The sequence below is a fragment of the Kitasatospora setae KM-6054 genome (genome assembly GCF_000269985.1).
Classification (GTDB): domain Bacteria; phylum Actinomycetota; class Actinomycetes; order Streptomycetales; family Streptomycetaceae; genus Kitasatospora; species Kitasatospora setae.
In genome coordinates, this window is the sequence record NC_016109.1 from 5,026,247 (window position 1) to 5,046,609 (window position 20,363).

16 protein-coding genes, 1 tRNA gene and 1 pseudogene are annotated in these 20,363 nt (G+C 73.9%); 13 read left to right on the plus strand and 5 right to left on the minus strand.

Annotated features, from left to right (window positions below):
• Positions 1-38 precede the first annotated feature (38 nt).
• From KSE_RS22410 to KSE_RS22430, 5 genes and pseudogenes are all read left to right on the plus strand, one after another.
• The gene (locus tag KSE_RS22410) at positions 39-1,073 is read left to right on the plus strand and encodes an MFS transporter (RefSeq protein ID WP_014137628.1); all 1,035 of its coding nucleotides are present in this window, start codon (positions 39-41) and stop codon (positions 1,071-1,073) included.
• Between the two features lie 113 nt (positions 1,074-1,186).
• Positions 1,187-1,259: transfer RNA gene (locus KSE_RS22415), tRNA-Arg, on the plus strand.
• A gap of 352 nt (positions 1,260-1,611) precedes the next feature.
• Positions 1,612-2,196, plus strand: a pseudogene (locus KSE_RS38725) (transposase); the annotation flags it as partial.
• Positions 2,197-2,483: 287 nt separating this feature from the next.
• Positions 2,484-3,941, plus strand: a complete 1,458-nt coding sequence (locus KSE_RS22425) for an NB-ARC domain-containing protein (protein WP_014137631.1) — start codon at positions 2,484-2,486, stop codon at positions 3,939-3,941.
• Positions 3,942-4,019: 78 nt separating this feature from the next.
• A complete protein-coding gene (locus tag KSE_RS22430; RefSeq protein ID WP_014137632.1) occupies positions 4,020-5,309 on the plus strand; it encodes an MFS transporter in 1,290 nt (429 codons plus the stop codon).
• A gap of 342 nt (positions 5,310-5,651) precedes the next feature.
• On the opposite strand, the gene KSE_RS22435 is transcribed toward KSE_RS22430, so the two are convergent.
• Positions 5,652-6,191, minus strand: a complete 540-nt coding sequence (locus tag KSE_RS22435; protein ID WP_033259240.1) for an HNH endonuclease signature motif containing protein — start codon at positions 6,189-6,191, stop codon at positions 5,652-5,654.
• Positions 6,192-6,213: 22 nt separating this feature from the next.
• Positions 6,214-6,603, minus strand: coding sequence for a hypothetical protein (locus tag KSE_RS42280; protein WP_014137633.1), 390 nt, complete (start codon positions 6,601-6,603; stop codon positions 6,214-6,216).
• A 467-nt stretch (positions 6,604-7,070) separates the two neighbouring features.
• Here KSE_RS42280 and KSE_RS22445 point away from each other — a divergent pair, with 467 nt between their 5' ends.
• The 3 genes from KSE_RS22445 (at position 7,071) to KSE_RS22460 (ending at position 10,571) form a co-directional block, all read left to right on the plus strand.
• Positions 7,071-8,036, plus strand: coding sequence for an AI-2E family transporter (locus tag KSE_RS22445; protein ID WP_231873207.1), 966 nt, complete (start codon positions 7,071-7,073; stop codon positions 8,034-8,036).
• A gap of 198 nt (positions 8,037-8,234) precedes the next feature.
• Positions 8,235-9,362 (plus strand): hypothetical protein, encoded by a 1,128-nt coding sequence (locus tag KSE_RS38730; RefSeq protein ID WP_014137635.1) that lies wholly within the window; start codon positions 8,235-8,237, stop codon positions 9,360-9,362.
• A gap of 768 nt (positions 9,363-10,130) precedes the next feature.
• Positions 10,131-10,571, plus strand: coding sequence for an HPP family protein (locus KSE_RS22460; protein ID WP_033258373.1), 441 nt, complete (start codon positions 10,131-10,133; stop codon positions 10,569-10,571).
• Positions 10,572-10,742: 171 nt separating this feature from the next.
• Here the strand turns inward: KSE_RS22460 and KSE_RS22465 are convergent, their stop codons facing one another.
• The 3 genes from KSE_RS22465 to KSE_RS22475 all read right to left on the minus strand — a co-directional run bounded on the left by KSE_RS22465 (position 10,743) and on the right by KSE_RS22475 (position 13,172).
• Positions 10,743-11,228 carry an ATP-binding protein gene (locus tag KSE_RS22465; protein WP_051055324.1) on the minus strand — a complete coding sequence of 162 codons (486 nt, stop codon included), beginning with the start codon at positions 11,226-11,228 and terminating at the stop codon, positions 10,743-10,745.
• 178 nt (positions 11,229-11,406) lie between these two features.
• Positions 11,407-12,216: an ABC transporter permease gene (locus KSE_RS38735; protein ID WP_014137639.1), complete on the minus strand. Its 810-nt coding sequence runs from the start codon at positions 12,214-12,216 to the stop codon at positions 11,407-11,409.
• Positions 12,213-13,172 (minus strand): ABC transporter ATP-binding protein, encoded by a 960-nt coding sequence (locus tag KSE_RS22475; protein WP_014137640.1) that lies wholly within the window; start codon positions 13,170-13,172, stop codon positions 12,213-12,215. The genes KSE_RS38735 and KSE_RS22475 overlap by 4 nt, the downstream gene beginning before the upstream one ends.
• A 274-nt stretch (positions 13,173-13,446) precedes the next feature.
• On the opposite strand from KSE_RS22475, the gene KSE_RS42960 reads away from it, so the two are divergent.
• The 5 genes from KSE_RS42960 (at position 13,447) to KSE_RS22495 (ending at position 20,363) form a co-directional block, all read left to right on the plus strand.
• Entirely contained in the window at positions 13,447-13,611 is a 165-nt protein-coding gene (locus KSE_RS42960) for a hypothetical protein (protein WP_014137641.1), read from the plus strand.
• A 104-nt stretch (positions 13,612-13,715) separates the two neighbouring features.
• Positions 13,716-14,954: a cytochrome P450 gene (locus KSE_RS22480; RefSeq protein ID WP_014137642.1), complete on the plus strand. Its 1,239-nt coding sequence runs from the start codon at positions 13,716-13,718 to the stop codon at positions 14,952-14,954.
• Positions 14,951-15,760, plus strand: coding sequence for an acetyl-CoA carboxylase biotin carboxyl carrier protein subunit (locus tag KSE_RS22485; RefSeq protein WP_014137643.1), 810 nt, complete (start codon positions 14,951-14,953; stop codon positions 15,758-15,760). The genes KSE_RS22480 and KSE_RS22485 overlap by 4 nt, the downstream gene beginning before the upstream one ends.
• On the plus strand, positions 15,757-18,102 hold the full coding sequence (locus tag KSE_RS22490) for an ATP-binding cassette domain-containing protein (RefSeq protein ID WP_014137644.1): 2,346 nt from the start codon (positions 15,757-15,759) through the stop codon (positions 18,100-18,102). Before KSE_RS22485 ends, KSE_RS22490 begins: the two co-directional genes overlap by 4 nt.
• Positions 18,099-20,363: an ATP-binding cassette domain-containing protein gene (locus KSE_RS22495; RefSeq protein ID WP_014137645.1), complete on the plus strand. Its 2,265-nt coding sequence runs from the start codon at positions 18,099-18,101 to the stop codon at positions 20,361-20,363. The genes KSE_RS22490 and KSE_RS22495 overlap by 4 nt, the downstream gene beginning before the upstream one ends.

Here is a 20,363-nt window from a genome sequence, read left to right on the forward strand (position 1 = left end):
CTCCGGCCGGACACCCGCCGGGCACCCGCCGGACGCCCGTGCGGGGGTCGCCGGGCGACCGGCGGCCGCTGCTGCTGGGCTCGGCGCTGGTCGGCATGCTGGCGTTCGCCACCGTGCCCGCGGCCCAGGCGCTGGGGGCGATGACGGCCGCCCAGCTCTACGCGGTGGCGTTCGCCAACGGCTGCGCGACGGTCGTCTTCTCGGTGGCGCAGCAGGCGGCGCTGCCCGTTCTGGTGGCGCCGGGGCAGCTGGGCGCGGCGACCGGGCAGGCGGAGTCGGCGGAGCGGACGGCCGCGATCCTCGGACCGCCCGCCGCCGCCGTCCTGTTCCACCGGGTCTGGCCGGCGGCGCCGTTCCTGGTGGACGCCCTCTCGTTCGCCGTCATCGCGGTGCTGCTGGGGCGGATCCGCACGCACCTGGGCCCGGACGCGCCGTCGGGCGTGCCGTCGGACGAGCCGCCGCGGGGCGGGCTGCTCGCGGGGGCCCGCAGCCTGCTGCGCGACCCGCTGCTGCGCGACCTGACGCTGCTCAACTCGGCCGGCGACCTGCTGTTCGCGGGCGTCGGCCTGCTGATGATCGTGCTGCTGCGGGGCGGCGGGCAGCAGGGCGCCGGGATCGGGCTGGTGTTCTCCGTGGCGGCGGCCGGCGGCCTGGCCGGATCGCTGGTGGCCAACCGGCTGGAGGACCGGCTCGGGATGGCCGCCGCCGTGATCGGCAAGCACGTCCTGACCGCGCTGCTCTTCCCCGTCCTGCTGCTCGGCCTGCCGCCGCTCGGGGTGGGGCTGCTGTGGGGCGCGATCTCCTTCCAGGTGTCGGTCGTCGGCGTGATCCAGCGCAAGCACGTGCTGCTGGCGACGTCCGCCGAACTGATGGGCCGGGTCCAGAGCTTCACCGCTTTCCTCTCCTTCGGCAGCCTCCCTGTCGGCGCCGCCCTGACCGGCCTGGCACTCGACCTCGCCGGCCCCCGCGGCACGGTGGCCGGCTACACCGCCGCCCTGGCCCTGCTCGCGGCGGCGAGCATCGCCAGCCGCGCGATCCGCACCACCCGCCCGCCCGGGCTCATCCGCCCCTGACGGGCCGGCCCCGCCGCCCCCGGCCCCCGGCGGCCCCTGGCGACCCCCGGAAAAGCGCGGGCCGCCCGGCGGGGGCGATCCGCTAGGCTATGGGGCGGTCACACCGGTGGCTCGCCTCAGTAGCTCAGGGGATAGAGCACGGCTCTCCTAAAGCCGGTGTCGCAGGTTCGATTCCTGTCTGGGGCACGAGTGTGACCGCAGCCCGCAGGCCCTCCACCCCCTCGGGGGCGGGGGCCTGCGGCGTTCCGGTAGGCGTTCAGCATGCCTGCCGGGAGGGAGCGGTTCGAGGGGGGACGTTGGCGGCGGCCGTGGTGATGACGGTGCCGGCCCGGGCGAGGGCGGCGGTGATCCGGTTGTCGCGGTCGGTGGTCAGGGTGGCCGGGCCGCCGACGCCGGACTCGGCGGCGATGGCCGCGAGCCGGTGGCGCTGTCCGGCGGGCAGGCCGTCGGCGAGGCGGTGGCGGGCGAGGTCGCGGGCGCTGTAGCCCTCGGGTGCGGCGAGGGTGCGGCCGACGGCGGTGAGGTGGACGCGGGCGGCGTCGGGGAGTCGGCCGGCGGCGGTGGCGAAGGCGCCACGTACTGGCAGACCGTCCTGACCGAGATCCGCAACCGCGGCGTGAAGGACGTCCTGATGCTGGTCTGCGACGGACTGACCGGACTGGCCGACGCGGTCAACACCGTCTGACCGCAGACCGTCGTACAGCAGTGCGTAGTCCACCTGATCAGGTCCAGCCCGCGCTACGCGTCGCGCGCCGACTGGGCCGAGGTGACCGCCGAACCCAAGCCCGTCTCCACCGCCGTCAACGAGGCCGACGCCCGCCGGCGCCTGAACGAGCTCGCCGCGAAGTGGCCCACGTACGGCTCCATCCCGGCCGTGCGGGAACGCGCCTGGGCCGAGTCCGTGCCCTTCCTCGCCTTCTCCGACCACATCCGCGAAGTCGTCTGCACCACCAACGCCATCGAGTCCCTCAACGCCCGCTACCGCCGCGCGGCCACCGCCTGCGGGCACTTCCCCAACGGGCAGGCCGCCCTCAACGAGTTCGACCAGCTCTTCGACGGCCGCCTTGCCGCCGGACGAGTGCAGTCCAACCAGACCACAACTGGACCAATCGTCAACCACTAGGCCAAACCGGTTGAGAACACCTCATTCGTGATGGAACCGCCTCGGGCTGGCGGCAATACCTAGATGACGCCCTGTGACCCAGCCCACACCTTCCATCATCCTATCGAGTCAGTGGGAGATCCACTATGGTGGAGACGCCTGAAAGCCGTTCAAAGTGGCTCCACGAGGGTGGGCCTATGCGCGTCGCAAACCCGTACGAAAGTACGCCGGCCGGAGATTAGACGCGAATACCCGCACACTCCAGACCGTCCCCGTGCGCCGCACTGCGATGTGATGCGAGGAGAGTCGTGGCCAGGCCTGAACGTCTGATCGACCCCGATGCCGGGCCACTGGCGGAGTTCGCCAATGACCTGCGAGCTCTGCGAGAAAGCTCCGGAAAGCCGAGCTACCGGGATCTTGCCAAGGTCGCGCTCTTCGCCCCGTCGGTCCTCTCCAGCGCCGCGAGCGGCCATCGTCTTCCGACACTGCCGGTGACACTGGCGTTCGTCGCGGCATGCGGTGGCGATCAGCAGGAGTGGGAACACCGTTGGCGCTGGCTCGCCCGGCATCTGGGCGTCCACCAGGTGGACGCCGCATCGGCCGGGCGGCATTCCAGCGCGACCGGCAAGCGCGGGCGAAGGTCCGTTCCCGCCGTGACGCGCCTGCCGCGGCCGAAGCAGATCCCCCGGGGTCTCACCACGTTCGTCGGCCGGGAGTCGATCACGGCCGAGGCGATAAGCCGCATGCGGCTCGACGCCGACCACCGACGTCCGCTGCTGATCACCGGTCCGGTCGGTATGGGCAAGACCGCACTCGCGCTGCGCCTGGCCGCCATGGCATCGAACGACTACCCGGACGGCCAGCTCTTCGCGAACCTGAACTGTACGGATCCCGGGGCGGGCGCCCACCACGTCGCGACCGGCTTTCTCCACGCGCTGGGCCTGCCGCCGGAGTTACTCCCCGCGGACCCGATCCAGCAGGTCAGTCTTTATCGCTCGATGCTTGCGGAACGCCGACTGCTCGTCCTGCTCGACGGGGTCAAGGACGAGGAGCAGATCCGCCCGCTGATCGGCGCGTCGGGACAGAGCCTGACCCTCGTCACCAGCCGGGCCCGGCTGCTCGGACTCGACGACACGCATCGCGTTGAGCTCTGTGCCCTCAGCAACGAGGCGTCGGTCACCCTTCTCAGCCGGATCGCCGGGGCGGCGCGGATGCGGGCCGAGGGCGATGCCGTATCCGCCGTCGCCGACGCCTGCGGCAACTCCCCGCTGGCGCTCAACCTGCTCGGCCGCCGGCTCGCGGCGCGGCCCGAGCAGACCATCCGCTCGGTCGCCGACCAGCTGAGCCGTCCGGACCTGGCGTTGGAGTTGATCGCTGTCGGCGATGTCAAGCTCCGCGACCGGCTCGCCGCCGCCTACCGACGGTTGCCGGCGGATACCCGCTCGGCCCTGCTCTTCTTGACCCACCACCTGTCCGACGGAACCACGGCGGCCACCGCCGCCTCGGTCTTGGACATACCGCAGGCAACGGCCGAAACCAGGCTGGAGTCGAGCGTCGACGCGGGCCTGCTCTGGCGGTCCGCGACGACCGGACGTTACTACTCGCTGCGGCTGGTCGGGGCGTTCCTCCGGGAGATGCTCGACGTCGAGCGCCGCAGTGCGCGCGCGCCGGAGGTGCCGCGGCGACCCGTGCTGCGCTCGGTCCCGCGATCCGGACCGGTCCCCCACGAGCCTGCCCTCAGCGGCTTCTGGTACGACTGCGGATGAGGCGCCCCGGCCACGGAATTGATTGTTCCGGCATCGGCGTCCTGGCGGTCAATTACCGTCTCCGCTGGGATCGTGCCCATGGCGAGCATCACAACGAACTCTGATAAACGTCCGGATTCGCCGAGCGTTCTCGCGAGTTTCCGAGCTACCCCGGTTCCGGTCAGATACCTGCTCGGGGGCATATTGGTCAACCAGGCCGGTGCCTTCGCGCAGAGCTTTCTGCTGCTCTATCTGACCGTGAACCGTTTCTCGGTCGGTCAAGCCGGCATCGCGCTCACCGTCTACAGCGCGGGAGCCGTGTTGGGCACCCTGACCGGTGGGGAGGTGACGCACCGAGCGGGTCCGCGGAACACGATCATCGGTGCCATGACCGTCTCGGCGGTTCTGATCTCGACAGTCCCCTGGCTGGCCACGCCGGCGCTCTACGGAGTGCTGCTGGTCGTCGTCGGACTGGCCGGTCTCGCCACCCAGGCCTATCGTCCGGCGTCGTCCGTGCTGCTGGCGGAGCTGATGCCGGCCGAGAACCGGGTGATGGCCTTCGCCATGCAGCGCACGGCGATCAGCGCCGGCTCGGCACTCGGCCCGCTGATCGCGGCCGCGCTGGTGCTGGTCGACTGGGACCTGTTGTTCTGGGTGGACGGCCTGACGGCCCTGGCGTACGCCGGCCTGGCTCTGATCTTCTTCCCGGCCGGCACGTCGACCAGGGCCCAGGAGCGGACGAACGTCCCCACCCGGAGTGCCTATCTCGCTCTTCTGCGGGACGGCCGGTTCCTGCTCTTCCTGCTCTCGATGCTGCTCGGCGCCCTGATCTACGGCCAGTACTACGTCGCCCTGCCGCTGCAGATCACCGCCGACGGATATCCCACCGCGGTGTACAGCGCCGTTCTGGTGGTCTCGTCGCTGACGCTCATCCTGTTCGAACTGAAGGTGACCTCGTACACCCAGAACCGTCCGGCCCACCGGGTCAGCGCGTTCGGTCAGGCGGTCTTCGGCATCGGGCTGATCGGGTACGCGCTGGCCGCACTGAACGTGACCGTTCTCTTCATCGCCACGCTCCTGGTCGCGTTCGGGGCGATGTTCAGCGGACCGATGATGTTCTCGTACCCGGCGACCTTCCCGGACACGGTGAAGGCCCGCTACATCGCCGCGCACCAGGCGTCGTTCGGGCTCGGACTGGCACTGGGCCCGGTCTTCGGCGTCGCGGTCTGGGAGGCGTTGCATCGCGGGGTGTGGTGGGTCTGCGGCCTGCTGGGCCTGGTCTCGGCGGTCCTCGCCCTGGTCTCGATGGCGCCGCGGGCAGACGCCGCGCCGCGAGAGGATCCCGAGCTGCGGGAAGACGCCGCCCCGCAGGAGGACGCCGTTCCCTGACGAGGCGGCGAGCGGCCGTACGGAACGAACCGGACGAGCGCGTCAGGTGGCCGGAGCCGGCCCACCTGGCGCGCTCGCGCGTGAATCGAGTATCACGAGCACGGCGGCGCGCCTCCTGTCCGGGGCACGAGTGCGACCGCAGGCCGCAGGCCCTCCACCCCCTCGGGGGCGGGGGCCTGCGGCGTCCCGGTAGGCATTCAGCACGCCTGCCAGGGTGGAACCGTTCGAGGGGGACGTCGGCGGCAGGGAGCGGTGGGCCATGCGGACGTTCTCCGGAGCAGCGCCCCCGCGCCGGTGATCGGCGTCATCACCGGCGCGGGCAGCCGGACGGCCAGAGGCGGCCTACGCTCCCGGACGGGCCCTCAGGCCAGAGCCGTGGAAGGTGTTCTGCAGGGCCTTCGACTCCGCCCATGCGCGCGCGAAGTGACGCCCCACTTCGGTCAGGTGCCAAAGGTCCCGGCCCTGCGCGCTTTCTCGGGCTGCGTCCGGACCGGACTCCACCCTCTCGATGTAGCCGTCGGCCACAAGGTTGCGGAGGCACGTCCGGGTCGCGGCAGGATGCGCGAAGTAGGTGCCGTGGTTCTGCGCGAAAAGGGAGAGGAAGGTCGTTTCGGTTCCGGTGTACCGATCCGACTCCCATGCCAGTCGAGCCTTGATCACGCGAAGGTCCTGAGAGGTGATCTGTCCGAGAGTGTGCATCCGATGGTGGGCGGAGCACGCACTCAGGAGGTTCCCGAAGACATCGGGTCCGCCCTTGGCGTGGTCGATGATGTGGCAGCGATCTTGGACGGGGAACTGACAACCCTGAAACGGGCACGTGAAGCCCACTTCAAGGGCAAGGTCGCGCTTGAGGCTTTCGGGAAGCTCTGGACGGTCACTCATATCCCCATATTGCCAGTCATGTTCATGATCCTTCCCGGCTCGATGCGCTGCACCTCCACGGCTGCTCTTCCAACTCGGCGTACAGCCGGGCCGGGCCGACGTGGTGCACGCGGGCCCGCGTGCCCCTGGTGGCGTGGACGATGGGTCGGTTCACCGTCGTGTCGACCTCCATCAGCAGCGCCGGTAGGTAGTCGCCGCCGTGGTTGGTCCCGATGACGACGCAGTCCGCCTTGTGCTGGTGGTAGAGCTCGGCGGCGCGGCGCATCGCGGCGGTCGGGGTGGAGCGGTCCTGCTCGGCGTGGAGGACGTACCCGCGGGGCCGGTTGTCGCCGAACGCGGTGGTGAGCGGCCAGCCCCGGCGTACTCCTCCTCCAGGAGGGCTGGGTGCCGAATGGCAGGTTGGCCTTGCCACGCTCATGTGCCTCAGGTGGAGAGCTGCTCGCGGTGATTCGGCGCTGTCGTGGTGCGCGTTCAGTGCACACGGGAGTGAGAAGCCTTGCGGGTCAGCGTGGAGCGATGACGGGAGTCTTTGCGGCTCAAGGTAGGTGAGGTGCGGATTTCCGCAGGCCAGGGCCCTGCCCTGGGGGATCTTCTCAAGCCGGTGCTGCGGGTTCGATTCCTGTCCGGGGCACGAGTGCGACCGTGTCGTACGGGCCCCCGCCCCGTCAGGGCGGGGGCGCCAGTGGGGGTGCGCCGGGTGGGTGAAAGGGGGTGGCTGGGGGTGTAGGGCCGTCTGGGGGTGGGGGTGAGGGGGGAGGATTCGGCGCAGAGCGGGTGGCGGTGGTGGTGGCGGCGGAAGGGTGGACCTCGGTGGATTTCGGGCGGGAACCTGTCGCGGAGGGGTCGGGTTGGCGGTCGGCGTCGCGTTGGGGGGCGGCGGTGCTGGTGGCGGCCGCGGTGGTGGCGTTGGTGGTCGCGCTGTGCGTGCTGTTGCGGGCGGCGGTGGTGCCGCTGTTGATCGCGGTGCTGATCACCGCGCTGGTGGAGCCGGTCAGTCGGCGGTTGGTGGTGCGGGGGTTGCCGCGGGCGCCGGCCGCGGCGGCGGGCTGTCTGCTGTTGGTGGTCGTGGTGGGTGGGGCGTTGTGGGTGGTGGTGCGGCTGATCTCGGACGCGGCGGCCGGCCTGGCCGCCTCGTTGCGGGCGGCGGCGGAGCGGGCGTCCGGGACGGATCCGTTCGCGCAGGCGGTGCGCGGTGCGGCGAGCGGGCTGGAGCAGTTGGGGCGGAGTCTGGGCGCGGGCGTGGTCTCCGGGGCGTTGGGCGGGGTGGGGTTGGCCGCGCAGGTGCTGGCCTGCGGGGTGTTGACGCTGGCGTTGGCGTTCTTCCTGTTGCGTGACCGGCCGCAGTTGGTGGCGGCGCTGCGCCGGATCGCGCCGGCCGGGCAGGAGGAGAAGGTGCTGGGGGTGGCGCGGACCGGCTACGGCGCGATGTCCGGTTTCATGCGCGGGACGACGATCATCGCGGGCATCGACGCCGGTTTCATCGCACTGGGCCTGACCCTGCTGGGCGTGCCGCACGCGCTGGGCCTGGGCGCGCTGGTGTTCGTCGGCGCCTACGTGCCGTACGCGGGGGCGTTCCTGTCCGGTCTGACGGCGGTGGTGGTGGCGTTCGCGGACGGCGGCCTGGGGGAGGCGCTCTGGGCGTTCGGCATCGTGCTGGGCGTGCAGGCGCTGGAGGGGGCGATCCTGCAGCCGGCCGTGCAGAGCCGGACGGTGATGCTGCACCCGGCGGTCGTCCTGCTGACGATCGCGGCGGGCGCCTCGCTGGGCGGCCTGCTCGGCACCCTGCTGGCGGTGCCGCTCACCGCCGCCGCGGTCGGGGTGGTGAAGCTGGTGCGGGAGTGGTGACGCCCGAGCGGTACGCAGTGCTTTCGATGATTCGTCAATTGCTGCTTTGAGCTTTGGTTTTGACGCCTCGACGATCACATTCGACCGGTTCCTCCGGGGCGTGGGAAGTGTGTTACGTTCCGTGCCCGGACCACAAAAAGTTGACCCCGGCGGTGCTACCAACACCCCGGGGCCCGGCACCAGGAGTGAACGCTCCCCATGCTCTTGCATCGTAGCGCGCCCACGCGCGCCTTCGACCCCTTCCCGCACCTGCGACCCGAGCGCTCCGGCCTCTCCAAGGGCGCGTACGGCCTCGCGGTCCAGCTCCTCACCAGCCCCGACGGCTGCGACAAGGACGGCCGCCAACTCGCCGCCGAAGGGCCGGACGGGCGGGCCGGAATCGCCCGGATGCTCCGCGAGTTGCGGGCCGGCGGCTTCTACTGGGTCATCGCGTTCCGGCTCTCCAGCGGACGGCTCGTCAGCCAGTCCCACCTCTTCGACACCCCGCAGCCCGCCGCCCCGGAGCCGGTCCGGTTCGACGCTCCGCCGCAGGTCGCACCGGATCCCGCCTTTCCGGGTCCCGGTGCACCGGGACCCGGGCGACCTGACGGCCTAAGGGAAAAGACCCGGGAGGGAAAACCCTCCCTCCCGGACCCCGAACCGGTCGGTGAGCCGACCGTCGAAGCAGGGGCGGAAGCGGGGGTGGGGGCGGGGACGGAGTGTGAGGCGGCGGACGAGGCGGTGCGGGGTGCGGCCGCTCTGCTGCTCCGGGTCGTCCGTCCGGAGCCCCGGCTGCGGATCGGCGAGGCGGAGGCGTTGGAGCTGGCCCCGCTGGTCGTCGAGTGGCAGCGGCGCGGCAGCACGGCGGACGACCTGGCCCGGGCCCTGCTGCCCGGCCTGCCGGTGCCGATCCACTCGGCGGTGGCCGTGCTGCGCTCCCGACTGCAACGCAAGCTGCCGCCCGAGCCCGGCACGCTTCCCGGTCCCGCCTCCGGTCCTGCGCTCTCCGCGCCGCGTACCGGCCCCGCCGAATGCGTCGAGTGCCGCGACCCGATCCCGCGACCCGGCACCTGCGGGCCCTGCCTGGGCCGGGCCCGCCGGGCACCCGCGATCGCCGGAGGCTGGCCGGCTGCGAGGGTCGGCGCCCAGCAGGCCCGGAGCGCCCTCCGTTCGGCCCGGACGGCGCTGCCGCCCGAACCGAGGCCCAGGGCCAGGCTCGGGCTTGAGCCGGGGCTGAGGCCCGGGCCGGCGGTGTCCCGGGGCCGGAGCGGGCTGCCTCGGGAGCTGGCGCGCCTCGATGCCTGCCTGCTGCCGCCGGCGGTCGGGCCCGCGCCGTGGGACCGGTAGGCGGGCCGCCGACTTCACCCTCGCGGCCCTCGGCGTGGCCGGTGCGGTGGTCAAGGCTCCCTCCCCCCGGCGCGTGCGACCGGTGCCCGGGCAGCCCTGCCGGTGGAGCGGCAGCCCACGGCCGGGCGGATCGCGGAGCACGCCGCCGAAGCGGGTGCTCCCGCGGAACCGGAACGGGGCCGGGCCCCGGTCTGCGGCAGGGCTGCACGGCGCTGCCGGGGCCGGTCCCCGCGGCGGGATCGCGTTGCGGTGAAGCGCGTGGTGGCCCTGGACTCCGGTGCGCCGGCGGTGCCCGTCGGCAGGGCGGGCGGTTCCGGGGTGGGATGTGCAACGGCCTGGCCTCGGGGCGGGCCAGACGGACATGACCCCGCGGGCGAAAGAGCCACGCCGGTATGGCGGCCGGCGGCCGGCACCGGGCGTCGTGGTGGCGGCGGGGGCGGTGCGGTGGGCGCGGTCGGCCCCCGCGTCCCGCCAGCGCGCACCTGTGGTCCGGGGCGCTGCCGACGGGTGCGCGGACGCCTCCCTGTCGGACGCCGACGCCTCGGCCGCCGACGCCTCGGACGCCGACGGGCAGCCCGGAGCCGCCGAGGAGCGGTGTCGCCGGGCCATCGGGGTCAGGTGAGCGATTCTTGCCACTGAGGCAAAGGAATTCTTGAAGTGTCAACAGTCTGTTTAGGATCCTGAGATCTGTACATCACCTGATCAGGGAGCCTGGGCATGTCCGTCACCTCGAACGCGGCCACCTGGGGAACACGCGCGTGGCAGGCGATGCGGGCCGGAAGCTTTGCCATGGGGGCACTGCTGGTGCTGGTGGGATTCGGGGTGGCGCTGCACCAGCCGGTGCTGATTCCGCCGCTGGCGGCGAGTGCGGCGCTGGTGCACGGGGCGCCCGGGCTGCCGATCTCGCAGCCCCGGAACCTGGTCGGGGGGCAGTTGCTGTCGGCGGTGGTGGGGTTCGGGGTGTTGGCGGTGGCGGGGTCGGGGCCGTGGGCGGCGGCGGTCGCGGGCGGATTGGCGCTGGTGGCGATGCTGCTCGCGCACGTGCCGCACTCGCCGGCGGCGGCGACCGCGGTGATCGTGGTGCTGCAGGCGCCGCGCCCGCTGGTGTTCCTGCCGCTGTTGGCGCTGGCGACCGCCGTGCTGGTGCTGTTCGGGCTGCTGCCGCACCGGGTCGGCGGGCATCCGGTGCGCTACCCCGTCGCTTGGTGACACGGCATCGATCACACGGCATTGGTGTCGTGACACGGATGTCGCGTCATCAATGTCGGGTCACGGATGTCGCGACACCAATGTTGCGTCACCGGTGTCAGGGCATCGGTGACAGCGCATCCGTGCCGTGACATCGATGACGCAACATCAGCCGCCGGGTGCGCCAAGGCGTCAACAGCGTTCGGCGGACGGGGGAGTGGCCGGGAGCAGCGGCTGCCGGGCGTCGACCCGGGTGGGGCCGGGGCCGGTGCCGGCCTCGGCCTCGGCGAGGAGTTCGGCCCAGACGACCTTGCCGTGCGGCCGGGTGCGGTAGTAGCCCCAGCGGGTGGAGAGCGCGTCGACCAGGTGCAGGCCGCGGCCGCCGGTCGCGTCGGGGCCGGCCGGGCGGGGGCGGGGCGGGCGGGGGTCCGGGTCGCCGACCTGGACCAGCAGGGCGCCGTCGCGCAGGGCCAGCGAGAGGGTGAAGCCGTTGCGGTCGGAGCGGGCCCGGACCGCGTTGGTGGCCAGCTCGGAGACCACCAGCCGGGCGGCGTCGGAGAGTTCGACCCGGGCGCGCCAGCACTCCAGCACCTGTGCGGTGTGGCGGCGGGCCCCGGCGACCGATTCGGGGGTGCTGTCGAGCGTCAACAGGCTGAGCTGCGGCCGGTTTCGGGACATCGCGGGCCTCCCGGTGGTGGTGCGCGCGGGCACCCGACGACGACAGGAGACGACCCGCACCACCCAGGATCCGGCCGGACGCCGACGGCCCGCCACGGCCGGAAGTCCCCGGGGCTCCGGGCACTTCGGACGGGCGGACCGGTCGAAGGGGGTGAACGGGCGTTCACCTGACGGGCGGTCAGCCGCGGCGCGGCTCCCAGCGCAGCAGGCGGCGGGAGAGCACCGCGACGGCGGCCAGCCAGGCCGCCACCAGCAGCAGCGACGGCCCGGCCGCGGCCCAGCCGTGCAGCAGGTCGAGCTCGGGCAGCGGCCCGCCCGTCCAGGTCTCGGCGCCGAACTCGCGGCCGAACCAAGCGGTCCGCAGCCCCCGGACCACCGGGGAGAGCGGTAGCGCCCCGGCCGGCTGCCGCAGCCAGTCGGGCAGCCCCGCGACCGGGGTGAACACGCCCGCGCCGAACATGCACAGCACCAGCACCGGCGTCGCCACCAGCGGCGCCGACTCGGTCGACGGCGTCACCCCGGACAGCGCCACCGCCAGCACCGAGAACAGCAGGTAGCCGCCGGCCAGCACGAGCAGCAGCAGCAGCGGGTCGGCCGGCAGCGGCGCCCCGAACCAGCCCACCGCGACACCGCCCAGCACCAGCGCCTGGATCAGCACCACCACCCCGCCCGCGCCCAGCTGCCCGGCGAAGATCGCGCTCGGCGGGCACTCGGTGCCGCGCAGCCGCTTGAGCACCAGCTCCTCGCGGCGTGACACCACGCTGCCCAGCAGGTTCACGAACGAGGTCACCAGGGCCAGCCCGAGCAGCCCGACCGCGACGTACCCGGCGGCGTTCACCCCGCCGATCTCCTTGTCGCGCAGCGGCGCGGCGATCACCAGGTTGAGCAGCACCGGCAGCAGGAACCCGATGAAGGTGGAGCGCCGGTTGCGCCAGAACACCTTCCAGGAGAGGGCGAACTGCCCCTTGGCGTAAGCGGACCAGGTCATCGGGACGCTCCCAGCGGAGTGGTGGACGCGGCGGAGGTGCCGGACGCGGCGGCGAGGTCGAGGAAGACGTCCTCCAGCGAGCCGGCGCGCACCTCCAGGCCGTCCAGTTCGACGCCGCGGGCCGCCGCCCAGCCGTGCAGCGCGGCCAGCGCGGGCGCCGAGCGGGGCACCCGGTAGCCGGCCAGGCCGTCGGTCAACACCGGTGCGGTGCCGAGCAGTTCGGGCAGGTCGGCGAGGCGGTGGCCGGGCGGCAGCGGGAGGGTGATCAGGTCGCCGCGGCCGGCCAGCACCTCGGCGACGGTGCCGGTGGCGGCGATCAGGCCGCGGTCCATGATGGCCACCCGGTCGGCCAACTGCTGGGCCTCCTCCAGGTAGTGGGTGGTCAGCACCACCGTGGTGCCGGCCGCCCGCAGCTCCTTGACCAGCCGCCAGGTGGCGCGCCGGGCCTCCGGGTCCATGCCGGTGGTCGGCTCGTCCAGGAACAGCAGCTCCGGGTCGTTCAGCACGGCCAGCGCCAGGTCGAGCCGGCGGCGCTCGCCGCCGGAGAGCTGGGCGATCCGGGTGCCGGCCTTCGGCTCCAGGCCGACCCTGGCCAGCACCTCGGCGGTCGGCCGGGCCCGGCTGGTGAAGGCGCGCCAGCAGTCGACCGTCTCCTTGACGGTCAGTTCCTTGAAGAAGCCGCCCTCCTGGAGCATCGTCCCGGTGCGCCGGCGGACCTCCGCGCCCGCCGTGTACGGGTCCAGGCCGAAGATCCGGACCGTCCCGGCGGTCGGCGGGTGGTAGCCCTCCAGTACCTCCAGGGTGGTGGTCTTGCCCGCGCCGTTGGTGCCGAGCAGGGCGAACAGCTCGCCGCGGGCGAGGGAGAAGGAGATTCCGCGCACCGCCTCGTAGTCGCCGTAGCCGCGCCGCAGATCCACTACCTCCACGGCCGGGGAATTCTCGGAAAGAGGTGTCATGCGGGAAGCGTGACGCGTGCCGGGCCCGCCCGGCAAGTAGCGCATCGCCGCAGGTCAGAACATGTACAAAATGTCATCCCGGGTGGTGACATTTACGCCCCGCCGAATCTGACATCTCCTACTGCACGGACTTTCGGATCCCGGTCATAGTTGAGACATCGCCGAGAGCGGAACCGGGGAAAGCGAAACCGGGAAAGCCCGGGGCGAGAAAAGGAGAAACCGAGGCGGCCGACCCGAGAAGCGGGCCGGCGCCGCGAAACCGAGGGAGATTCCCATGGCGCAGAACGAGATCAACAAGGACGAGCAGTTCGACATCGAGGTCGAGGAGCTGGACACCGTCAACGGCGGCGTCTCCGTCTCCTCGCTGCTCTCCGCCGCCTGCCCGGTGTCGAGCTTCAGCTCGGTGTCGAACGCCGTCGCCGAGGTCGCGGCCGAGTAATTCGGGACCTGTGCGGGGGTGGTCCGCCCACCGGCGGCCCACCCCCGCACCCCCGTCCGGCCCCGCGAAACCCCGTCCGAAGCCAGACCGAAGGAGAGCCGGGCATGGACAGCCTCCGGCACGAGCTGACGCGGTTCATCCAGCAGCCCGCCGCTCAGCAGGACCCACCCGCGCTCTACCGCCGGCTGCTGACCGAGGCGCCCGTGCTGGACCTCGGCCCGCTGTACGTCGTCTCCGGGTACCAGGAGGTCCTGACCGTCCTGATGAACCCCGGCACCCACGTCGACCCGACCACCGTCGGCCTGCCCAGGGCGGGCAACACCGCGCTGCTCAAGGTCGTCAACCGGATGCTGCCGATGCGCGACGGCGCCGATCACACCCGGCTCAAGCGGCTCGCCACCGCCGCGTTCAGCCACCGCCGGCTGGAGCAGATGCGCGAGCGGATCGAGACCACCGCGGCCCGGCTGCTCGCCCCGCTGGTCGCCTCCGGCTCGTTCGAACTCGTCGCCGACCTGGCCGTTCCGCTGCCGGTCGCCGTCTCCTGCGCGATCCTCGACGTCCCCGACTCCGAGCAGGGCCGGATCACCGGCTGGGCGGGCCTGGTCGCCCGCGCCATGCTCGACCCGTTCGGCGACGGCCCCGAGGCCGCCGCGCTCGACGCCGAGTTCACCGAATTCCATTCCTACGTCGAGGAGTTGTGTGCCGCCCGGGCCGCCGCGCCCGGCGACGACCTGATCAGCCGGCTGGCCACCGCGCGCGGCGAGGGCCGGCTCGACACCGAGGAACTGCTCGCCTTCGTGGTGATGCTGCTCGCCAACGGGCTGGAGACGCTCACCTCCGGACTCGCGGTCGCCGCCTGGGAGTTGATCCGCACCCCGGGCCTGGCCGCCCGGCTGCGCGCCGAACCCGCGCTGGCCGCCGCCGTGTTCGACGAGGCCCAGCGGCTCGGCAGCCCCGTCCGGGCCAGCGCCCGCGCGCTGACCAGGGAGGTCGTCCTCGGCGACACCGTCGTCCCGGCCGGCAGCGTCGCCATGCTGCTGTACGCCGCCGCCAACCGGGACCCGCGCCGCTTCGCCGACCCCGACCGCTTCGACCCCGACCGCCCCGAGCGCCAGCACCTCGCCTTCGGCCACGGCCCGCACCACTGCCTGGGCGCGCCGCTCTCGCTGATCGCCGGCTCCGCCGTCCTGCGCGGCCTCGCCGAGGCCGACGCCGTACGGGAGTTGAGCACCACGCTGACCGACGCCACCGCCCGCGGCAACGAGCAGTTCGCCTTCGGCGGGGTGCGCGAACTGCCGGTGGCCTGCCCGCCGCGCACCGAACTGATGGAGGTGGCGGCATGAGCACCGCGACGGAGCGACCGACCACGGAGAACGATCACCGGCACCCGGGGAGGGGCACGGAGGCCCGGACGGCGGCGGTCGCCGCCGCGCGGGCCGCGGCCGTCCTGGAACCCGGCCTGGACCAGCCCGTGCGGCTGATCGGCCCCCGGCTGTGGCTGGCCGGCGCCGCGCTGGTGCTGGCCGTCGGCGCGGGCGCGGGCTGGGCGGTGTGGGGCCGCCTCCCGCACACCATGACGGTGGCCGCCGTCGCCGCGCACGGGGACGCCCCCGTCCGGGTGGCGGCCGAACGCGCGGGCAGCCTGGTCGAGTTCGAGGTCCGGCCGGGCGACGCGGTGACCGCCGGGCAGGTGCTCGCGCTGGTCGGCGACGGTGAACTCACCGCGCCGGGCGCCGGTACCGTCAGCGCGCTGCTGGCCGCGCCCGGCGCGCAACTCGCCCCCGGCACCCCCGTGCTGGCGATGGACCCGGCCGGCGCCCCGGCCACCGTCCGGCTGCTGGCGAGCGACCCGAAGGACGCCGCCCGGCTCGTCCCCGGCCTGCCCGTGCTGGTCCCGGTGCCCGGCGGGGGCGCGGTCCGCGCCGTCGTCGACCGGGTCGAGCCGCTGCCGGTCCGCGCCGACTCGCTCGACGGCACCCTGCCGGTCGCCGTCCCCGGCCTGCCGGCCGGCGGCGCGCCGGTCTGGGTGGCGTACGCCCGGCTGCCGCGAGGCGTCGCGCTGAACGGCCCGCTGGCGCTGGACGTCCGGGTCGACCTCGGCAGCCGGCACCCGTACCAGGCCGTGCTCGGGCAGGAGGCCAAGCGATGAAGCCGGTGCGGACCGCCACCGCCGAACCGCCCGCGACCGAGCCGCTGGCCGCCAACAGCGGCCCGCCGAAGGCGCGGACACCCGACCCGGTGAAGGCCCCCAAGCGGCGCACCTACCTGCGCACGCCCGTGGTGCCGCAGATGGAGGAGCAGGACTGCGGGGCAGCCTGCCTGGCCGTGGTGCTCGGCGCGTTCGGGAAGCGGGTGACGCTGAACGAGGCGTCCCGGGCCTGCGGGGTCAGCCGGGACGGCGTCAGCGCCGCCGCCGTCGCCCGGGCCGCCGGGCGGTACGGGCTGCTGGCCCGCGGCCGCCGGGTGGTGCGCCGCGAGGGCGAGCGGCTGGAGGGACTGGACGCGGTGCCCGTCCCGTCGATGGTGCTGGTCACCGGCCCGCACTTCGCCGTCTTCGAGGGCGTCAAGCGCGGCCGGGTGCACGTCAACGACCCGTCGCTGGGCTCCTACTCGGCGACCCCGGCGGAGTTCTGGGACTCCTTCGCGGGCATCGCCGTCGGCTTCGAGCCGGGCCCCGACTTCGAACGCGGCGGCCGCCGCTTCCCGCTGCTGCGCTCGCTCGGCGCCCGGATGCGCCCGTACGCCTGGCCGATGCTGGCGGCCGTGCTGGTCGGCATGCTGATGACGCTGCCCGGGGTGGCGTCCGCGTTCCTGCTGCGCACCTACCTGTCGACCGTGGTGAACGGCGGCGCGAGCCAGTGGGCGGTGCCGCTGACGCTGGCCGGGCTGGCGGTGGCCGGCCTGGTGCTGGCCGGGAACTGGCTGCGCTCCGCGCTGGTCAACCGGGTGCTGGAGGCGATGGCCGCCCGCTCCTCGGCGGCCTTCCTGTGGCGGATGCTGCGGCTGCCCGGAGCGTTCTTCCACCGCCGCCAGCTCGGCGGCCTGGTGACCCGGGTGCAGCTCAACGACGGCCTGGCCAACCTGCTGTCCTACCGGGTGGCCGGCGCGCTCTCCTCGCTGGCCGCCGCCGCCGTCCACCTGACCGCGCTGCTCTGGCTGGCGCCGAGGCTCGCCGCGATCCCGCTCGCCGTCGCCGTGCTGGACGCGCTGGCGCTGCGCTCGGCCGACCGGCGGCGCGGCGGCACCATCCACCGGCTGCACGCCGAGGGCCACAAGCGCGACGGCGTCGCGTTCGCCGGGGTGTCGGCGATCGAGACGGTCAAGGCGGAGGGCGCCGAGGACGCGCTGTTCCGCTCCTGGGCCGGCTGGCAGGCCCGCGCCGCGCACACCGGGCAGCAGGTCGCCCGCAGCGTGTTGGTGCCGCTCTCGCTGCCCGGCGCGCTCAACTCGGCCGCCGCCGCGGCCGCGGTGGTCGCCGGAACGGCGCTGCTGCTGGCCGGCTCGCTCTCCTTCGGCACCCTGCTGGCCTTCCTGCTGCTGCTGAACGGATTCCTCCTGCCGGTCTCCCAACTGGTCGGCACCGGATCCGAGTTCACCGTCGCCCGGGCGCAGAACGCGCTGCTGGAGGACATCGAGACCAGCGAGGTCGACCCGTACCTCGCGCCGGTCCTCGACGCCCCCGCCGAACCCGTCCGGCTGCGCGGCGAACTGGAGCTGCGCGACCTGGAGTTCGGCTACGACCCGAACCGCCCGCCCGCGCTGGCCGGCATCTCGCTGCGGATCGCCCCCGGCGAGTGGGTCGCCGTGGTCGGCGGCAGCGGCAGCGGCAAGTCGACGCTGGCCCGGCTCGCGGCCGGCGTGCTGCGGCCCTGGAAGGGCGAGGTACTGCTCGACGGCCGGCCCCGCGACGACTGGCACCGCGCCGTCGTCACCAGCCAAGTCGCTTACGTCGAACAGCAGTTGCGGCTCTTCGAGGGCACCGTCCGGGAGAACCTGACGCTCTGGGACCCGTCCGCCGGCGAGGACGTCCTGCACCGCGCGCTGGCCGACGCCGAAGCCGCCGAACTCGTTCGCCGCCGCGGCGGACTGGACGCCCGGATCGACGAGGACGCCCGCAACTGGTCCGGCGGCGAACGCCAACGCCTGGAGATCGCCCGGGCGCTGGCCCTCGACCCGGCGCTGGTGGTGCTCGACGAGGCGACCAGCGCACTGGACGCCCACACCGAGGCCGCCGTCAACGGGCACCTGCGCCGGCGCGGCGTCAGCTGCCTGGTGCTGGCCCACCGGCTGAGCACCATCCAGGCCGCCGACCGGGTCGTGGTGATCCGCGAGGGCCGGATCGTCCAGCAGGGACCGCCCGCCGAACTCGCCGAACAGGACGGCCCCTACCGCGAGTTGCTGCGCGAGGCCGCCCAGGCGAAGGCCACCGAGACCACCGAGACCACCGAGACCACCCAGGACCAGCCCGTCCGGACGGAGGAGCAGGCATGAGTACCACCACCGCCGCCGCCCCCGCGGGCGGCACCAGGACTGCCGCGGCGGACCACGAGCGCGGCCCGGCGACCCGGGCCGACGCCACCGCGGCCGCCAACCGGACCGCACTCGCGGACGCGTTGGCGGAGTTCGGCACCACCGGCACCACCGGCACCACCGCCCGCCCGCACGCCTCCCCGCGCCGCGGCGGAGCCGCGCCGACAGCGCCGCGCCACCGCGCGGACCAGGCGCGGGAGGTGCTGCGGGCGCTGGGGGTGCCGGTGCCGAAGGAGGTTCCCGCCGGGGTGCGGGACGCCGCCGACCCGGTCACGGCGCTGCTGCGCCGGGCCGGAGTCCGCTGGCGCCCGGTCACCCTGGCCGGCGGGGACGAGGCCGGCACGGCCGGGCCGATGGTGGCGTTCGCCGCCGAGGACGGCCGGCCGATCGCCCTGATACCCCGGGCCGGGCGGCACCGCCGCCACGACCCGGACTCCGAACGGGCCGACGCACGTACGGAGTTGAGCCGCCAGGCGCTGCTGCTGTACCCGCCGCTGCCACCGGGGTGCCCGACCCCGGCCGACCTGCTGCGCTTCGCGCTCGCCGTGCCCGGTGCCCGCCGGGACCTGGCGGCGCTGAGCCTGGCCGGTCTGGTGTCGGCGCTGCTCGGCCTGCTCGTCCCGCTCTCCACCGGAGTGCTGCTGCCCGGCCTGCTGCTGGCCGAACGGCACCCGGTGCGTTGGCTGGCCGTGCTGCTGGGCTCCGCGGTGGTGGCGTCCTGGCTGCTCACGCTGGTCCGCAACACCGCGGCCGTCCGGCTCACCAGCCGGGTGCAGCACGCGCTCGAACCCGCTGTCTGGGACCGGCTGCTGGCCCAGGACGCGCGGTTCTTCCGCGACTACACCACGGGTGACCTGGTGCACCGGGCGAACGCGGTGGCGCAGGCCCGCCAGGCCCTCTCGGAGGTGCTGGTGGGCGCCGTGCTCGGTGCGGTGTTCGCCGTCACCGGGCTGACGGTCCTGCTGCTGGTGGACTGGCGGCTCGGCGGGCTGCTGCTGCTCGCCGTGCTGGCGGTGACGGCCGTGCTGCTGCTGCTCGGCCGTCGCCGCCAGGAGCACGAATCGCTGGTGTACGAGGCGCACGGGCAGCTGCAGGGCGTGCTGTACGGCCTGCTGCTGGGCATCGACAAGATCCAGACGGCCGGCCGGGAGATCCAGGCGTTCGCCCGCTGGGCCGTCCCGTTCGCCGGGCAGAAGCGCGCCGACGCCGCCGCGATGCGCACCGAGGCGCTCTCCGGCGCCCTCACCACCGCGCTCCAGCCGCTGCTGCTGGCCGTCCTGCTGGCCGGGGCGACGTACGGCCCGGCCGCCGAGGCCGGGCACCTGATGGCGGCCGGCGTGGCCGCCGGCCAGGTCGCCCTGGCGCTCGGCCAGGTCACCCACGCGGCGGCCGGCGCGTACGGCGTCGCCCCGGTGCTGGAGCGGCTGCGGCCGATCCTCGCCGAGCCCGCCGCGCACGCCGCCGAACGGGCCGGACAGCTCGCCGACCCCGGTCGGCTGAAGGGCCGACTCGCCCTGGACGACGTGGTGTTCCGCTACCCGGGCAGCGCGCTGCCCACCCTGGACGGGGTGTCGCTGCGCGCCGAACCCGGCGAGTTCGTCGCCGTGGTCGGCCCGTCCGGCGCCGGAAAGTCCACCCTGATCCGGCTGCTGCTCGGCTTCGAGCGGCCGGAGTCCGGCGCGGTCCGCTACGACGGCCGCGAACTCGCCGCGCTGGACGCCCGGTTGGTCCGCCGCCAGCTCGGCTCGGTGCTCCAGCACGGCCGGATGCTGCGCGGCTCGCTGCTGGAGAACCTGGCCGGCGCCGACCCCGACACCGACGAGGAGCGGATCTGGCGCGCCGCCGCACTCGCGGGCATCGCCGACGAACTGCGCGCCCTGCCGATGGGCCTGGGGACCAGGGTCGGCGAGGACGCCCAGGGCTTCTCCGGCGGCCAGGTGCAGCGCCTGCTGCTGGCCCGCGCCCTGGTCCGCGACCCGGCCGTGCTGCTGCTCGACGAGGCCACCTCCGCGCTCGACAACGCCACCCAGCAGCGGGTCGCCGACGCCGTCGCCGGCCTCGACCGCACCCGCCTGGTGATCGCCCACCGACTGAGCACCATCCGCACCGCCGACCGCATCTACGTGCTGGACGGGGGCCGGGTGTCCGCCGAGGGCACCTACCGCGAACTTCTCGGCACCGACCCGCTGTTCACCCGCCTCGCCCGCTTCCAGGAGATGTGA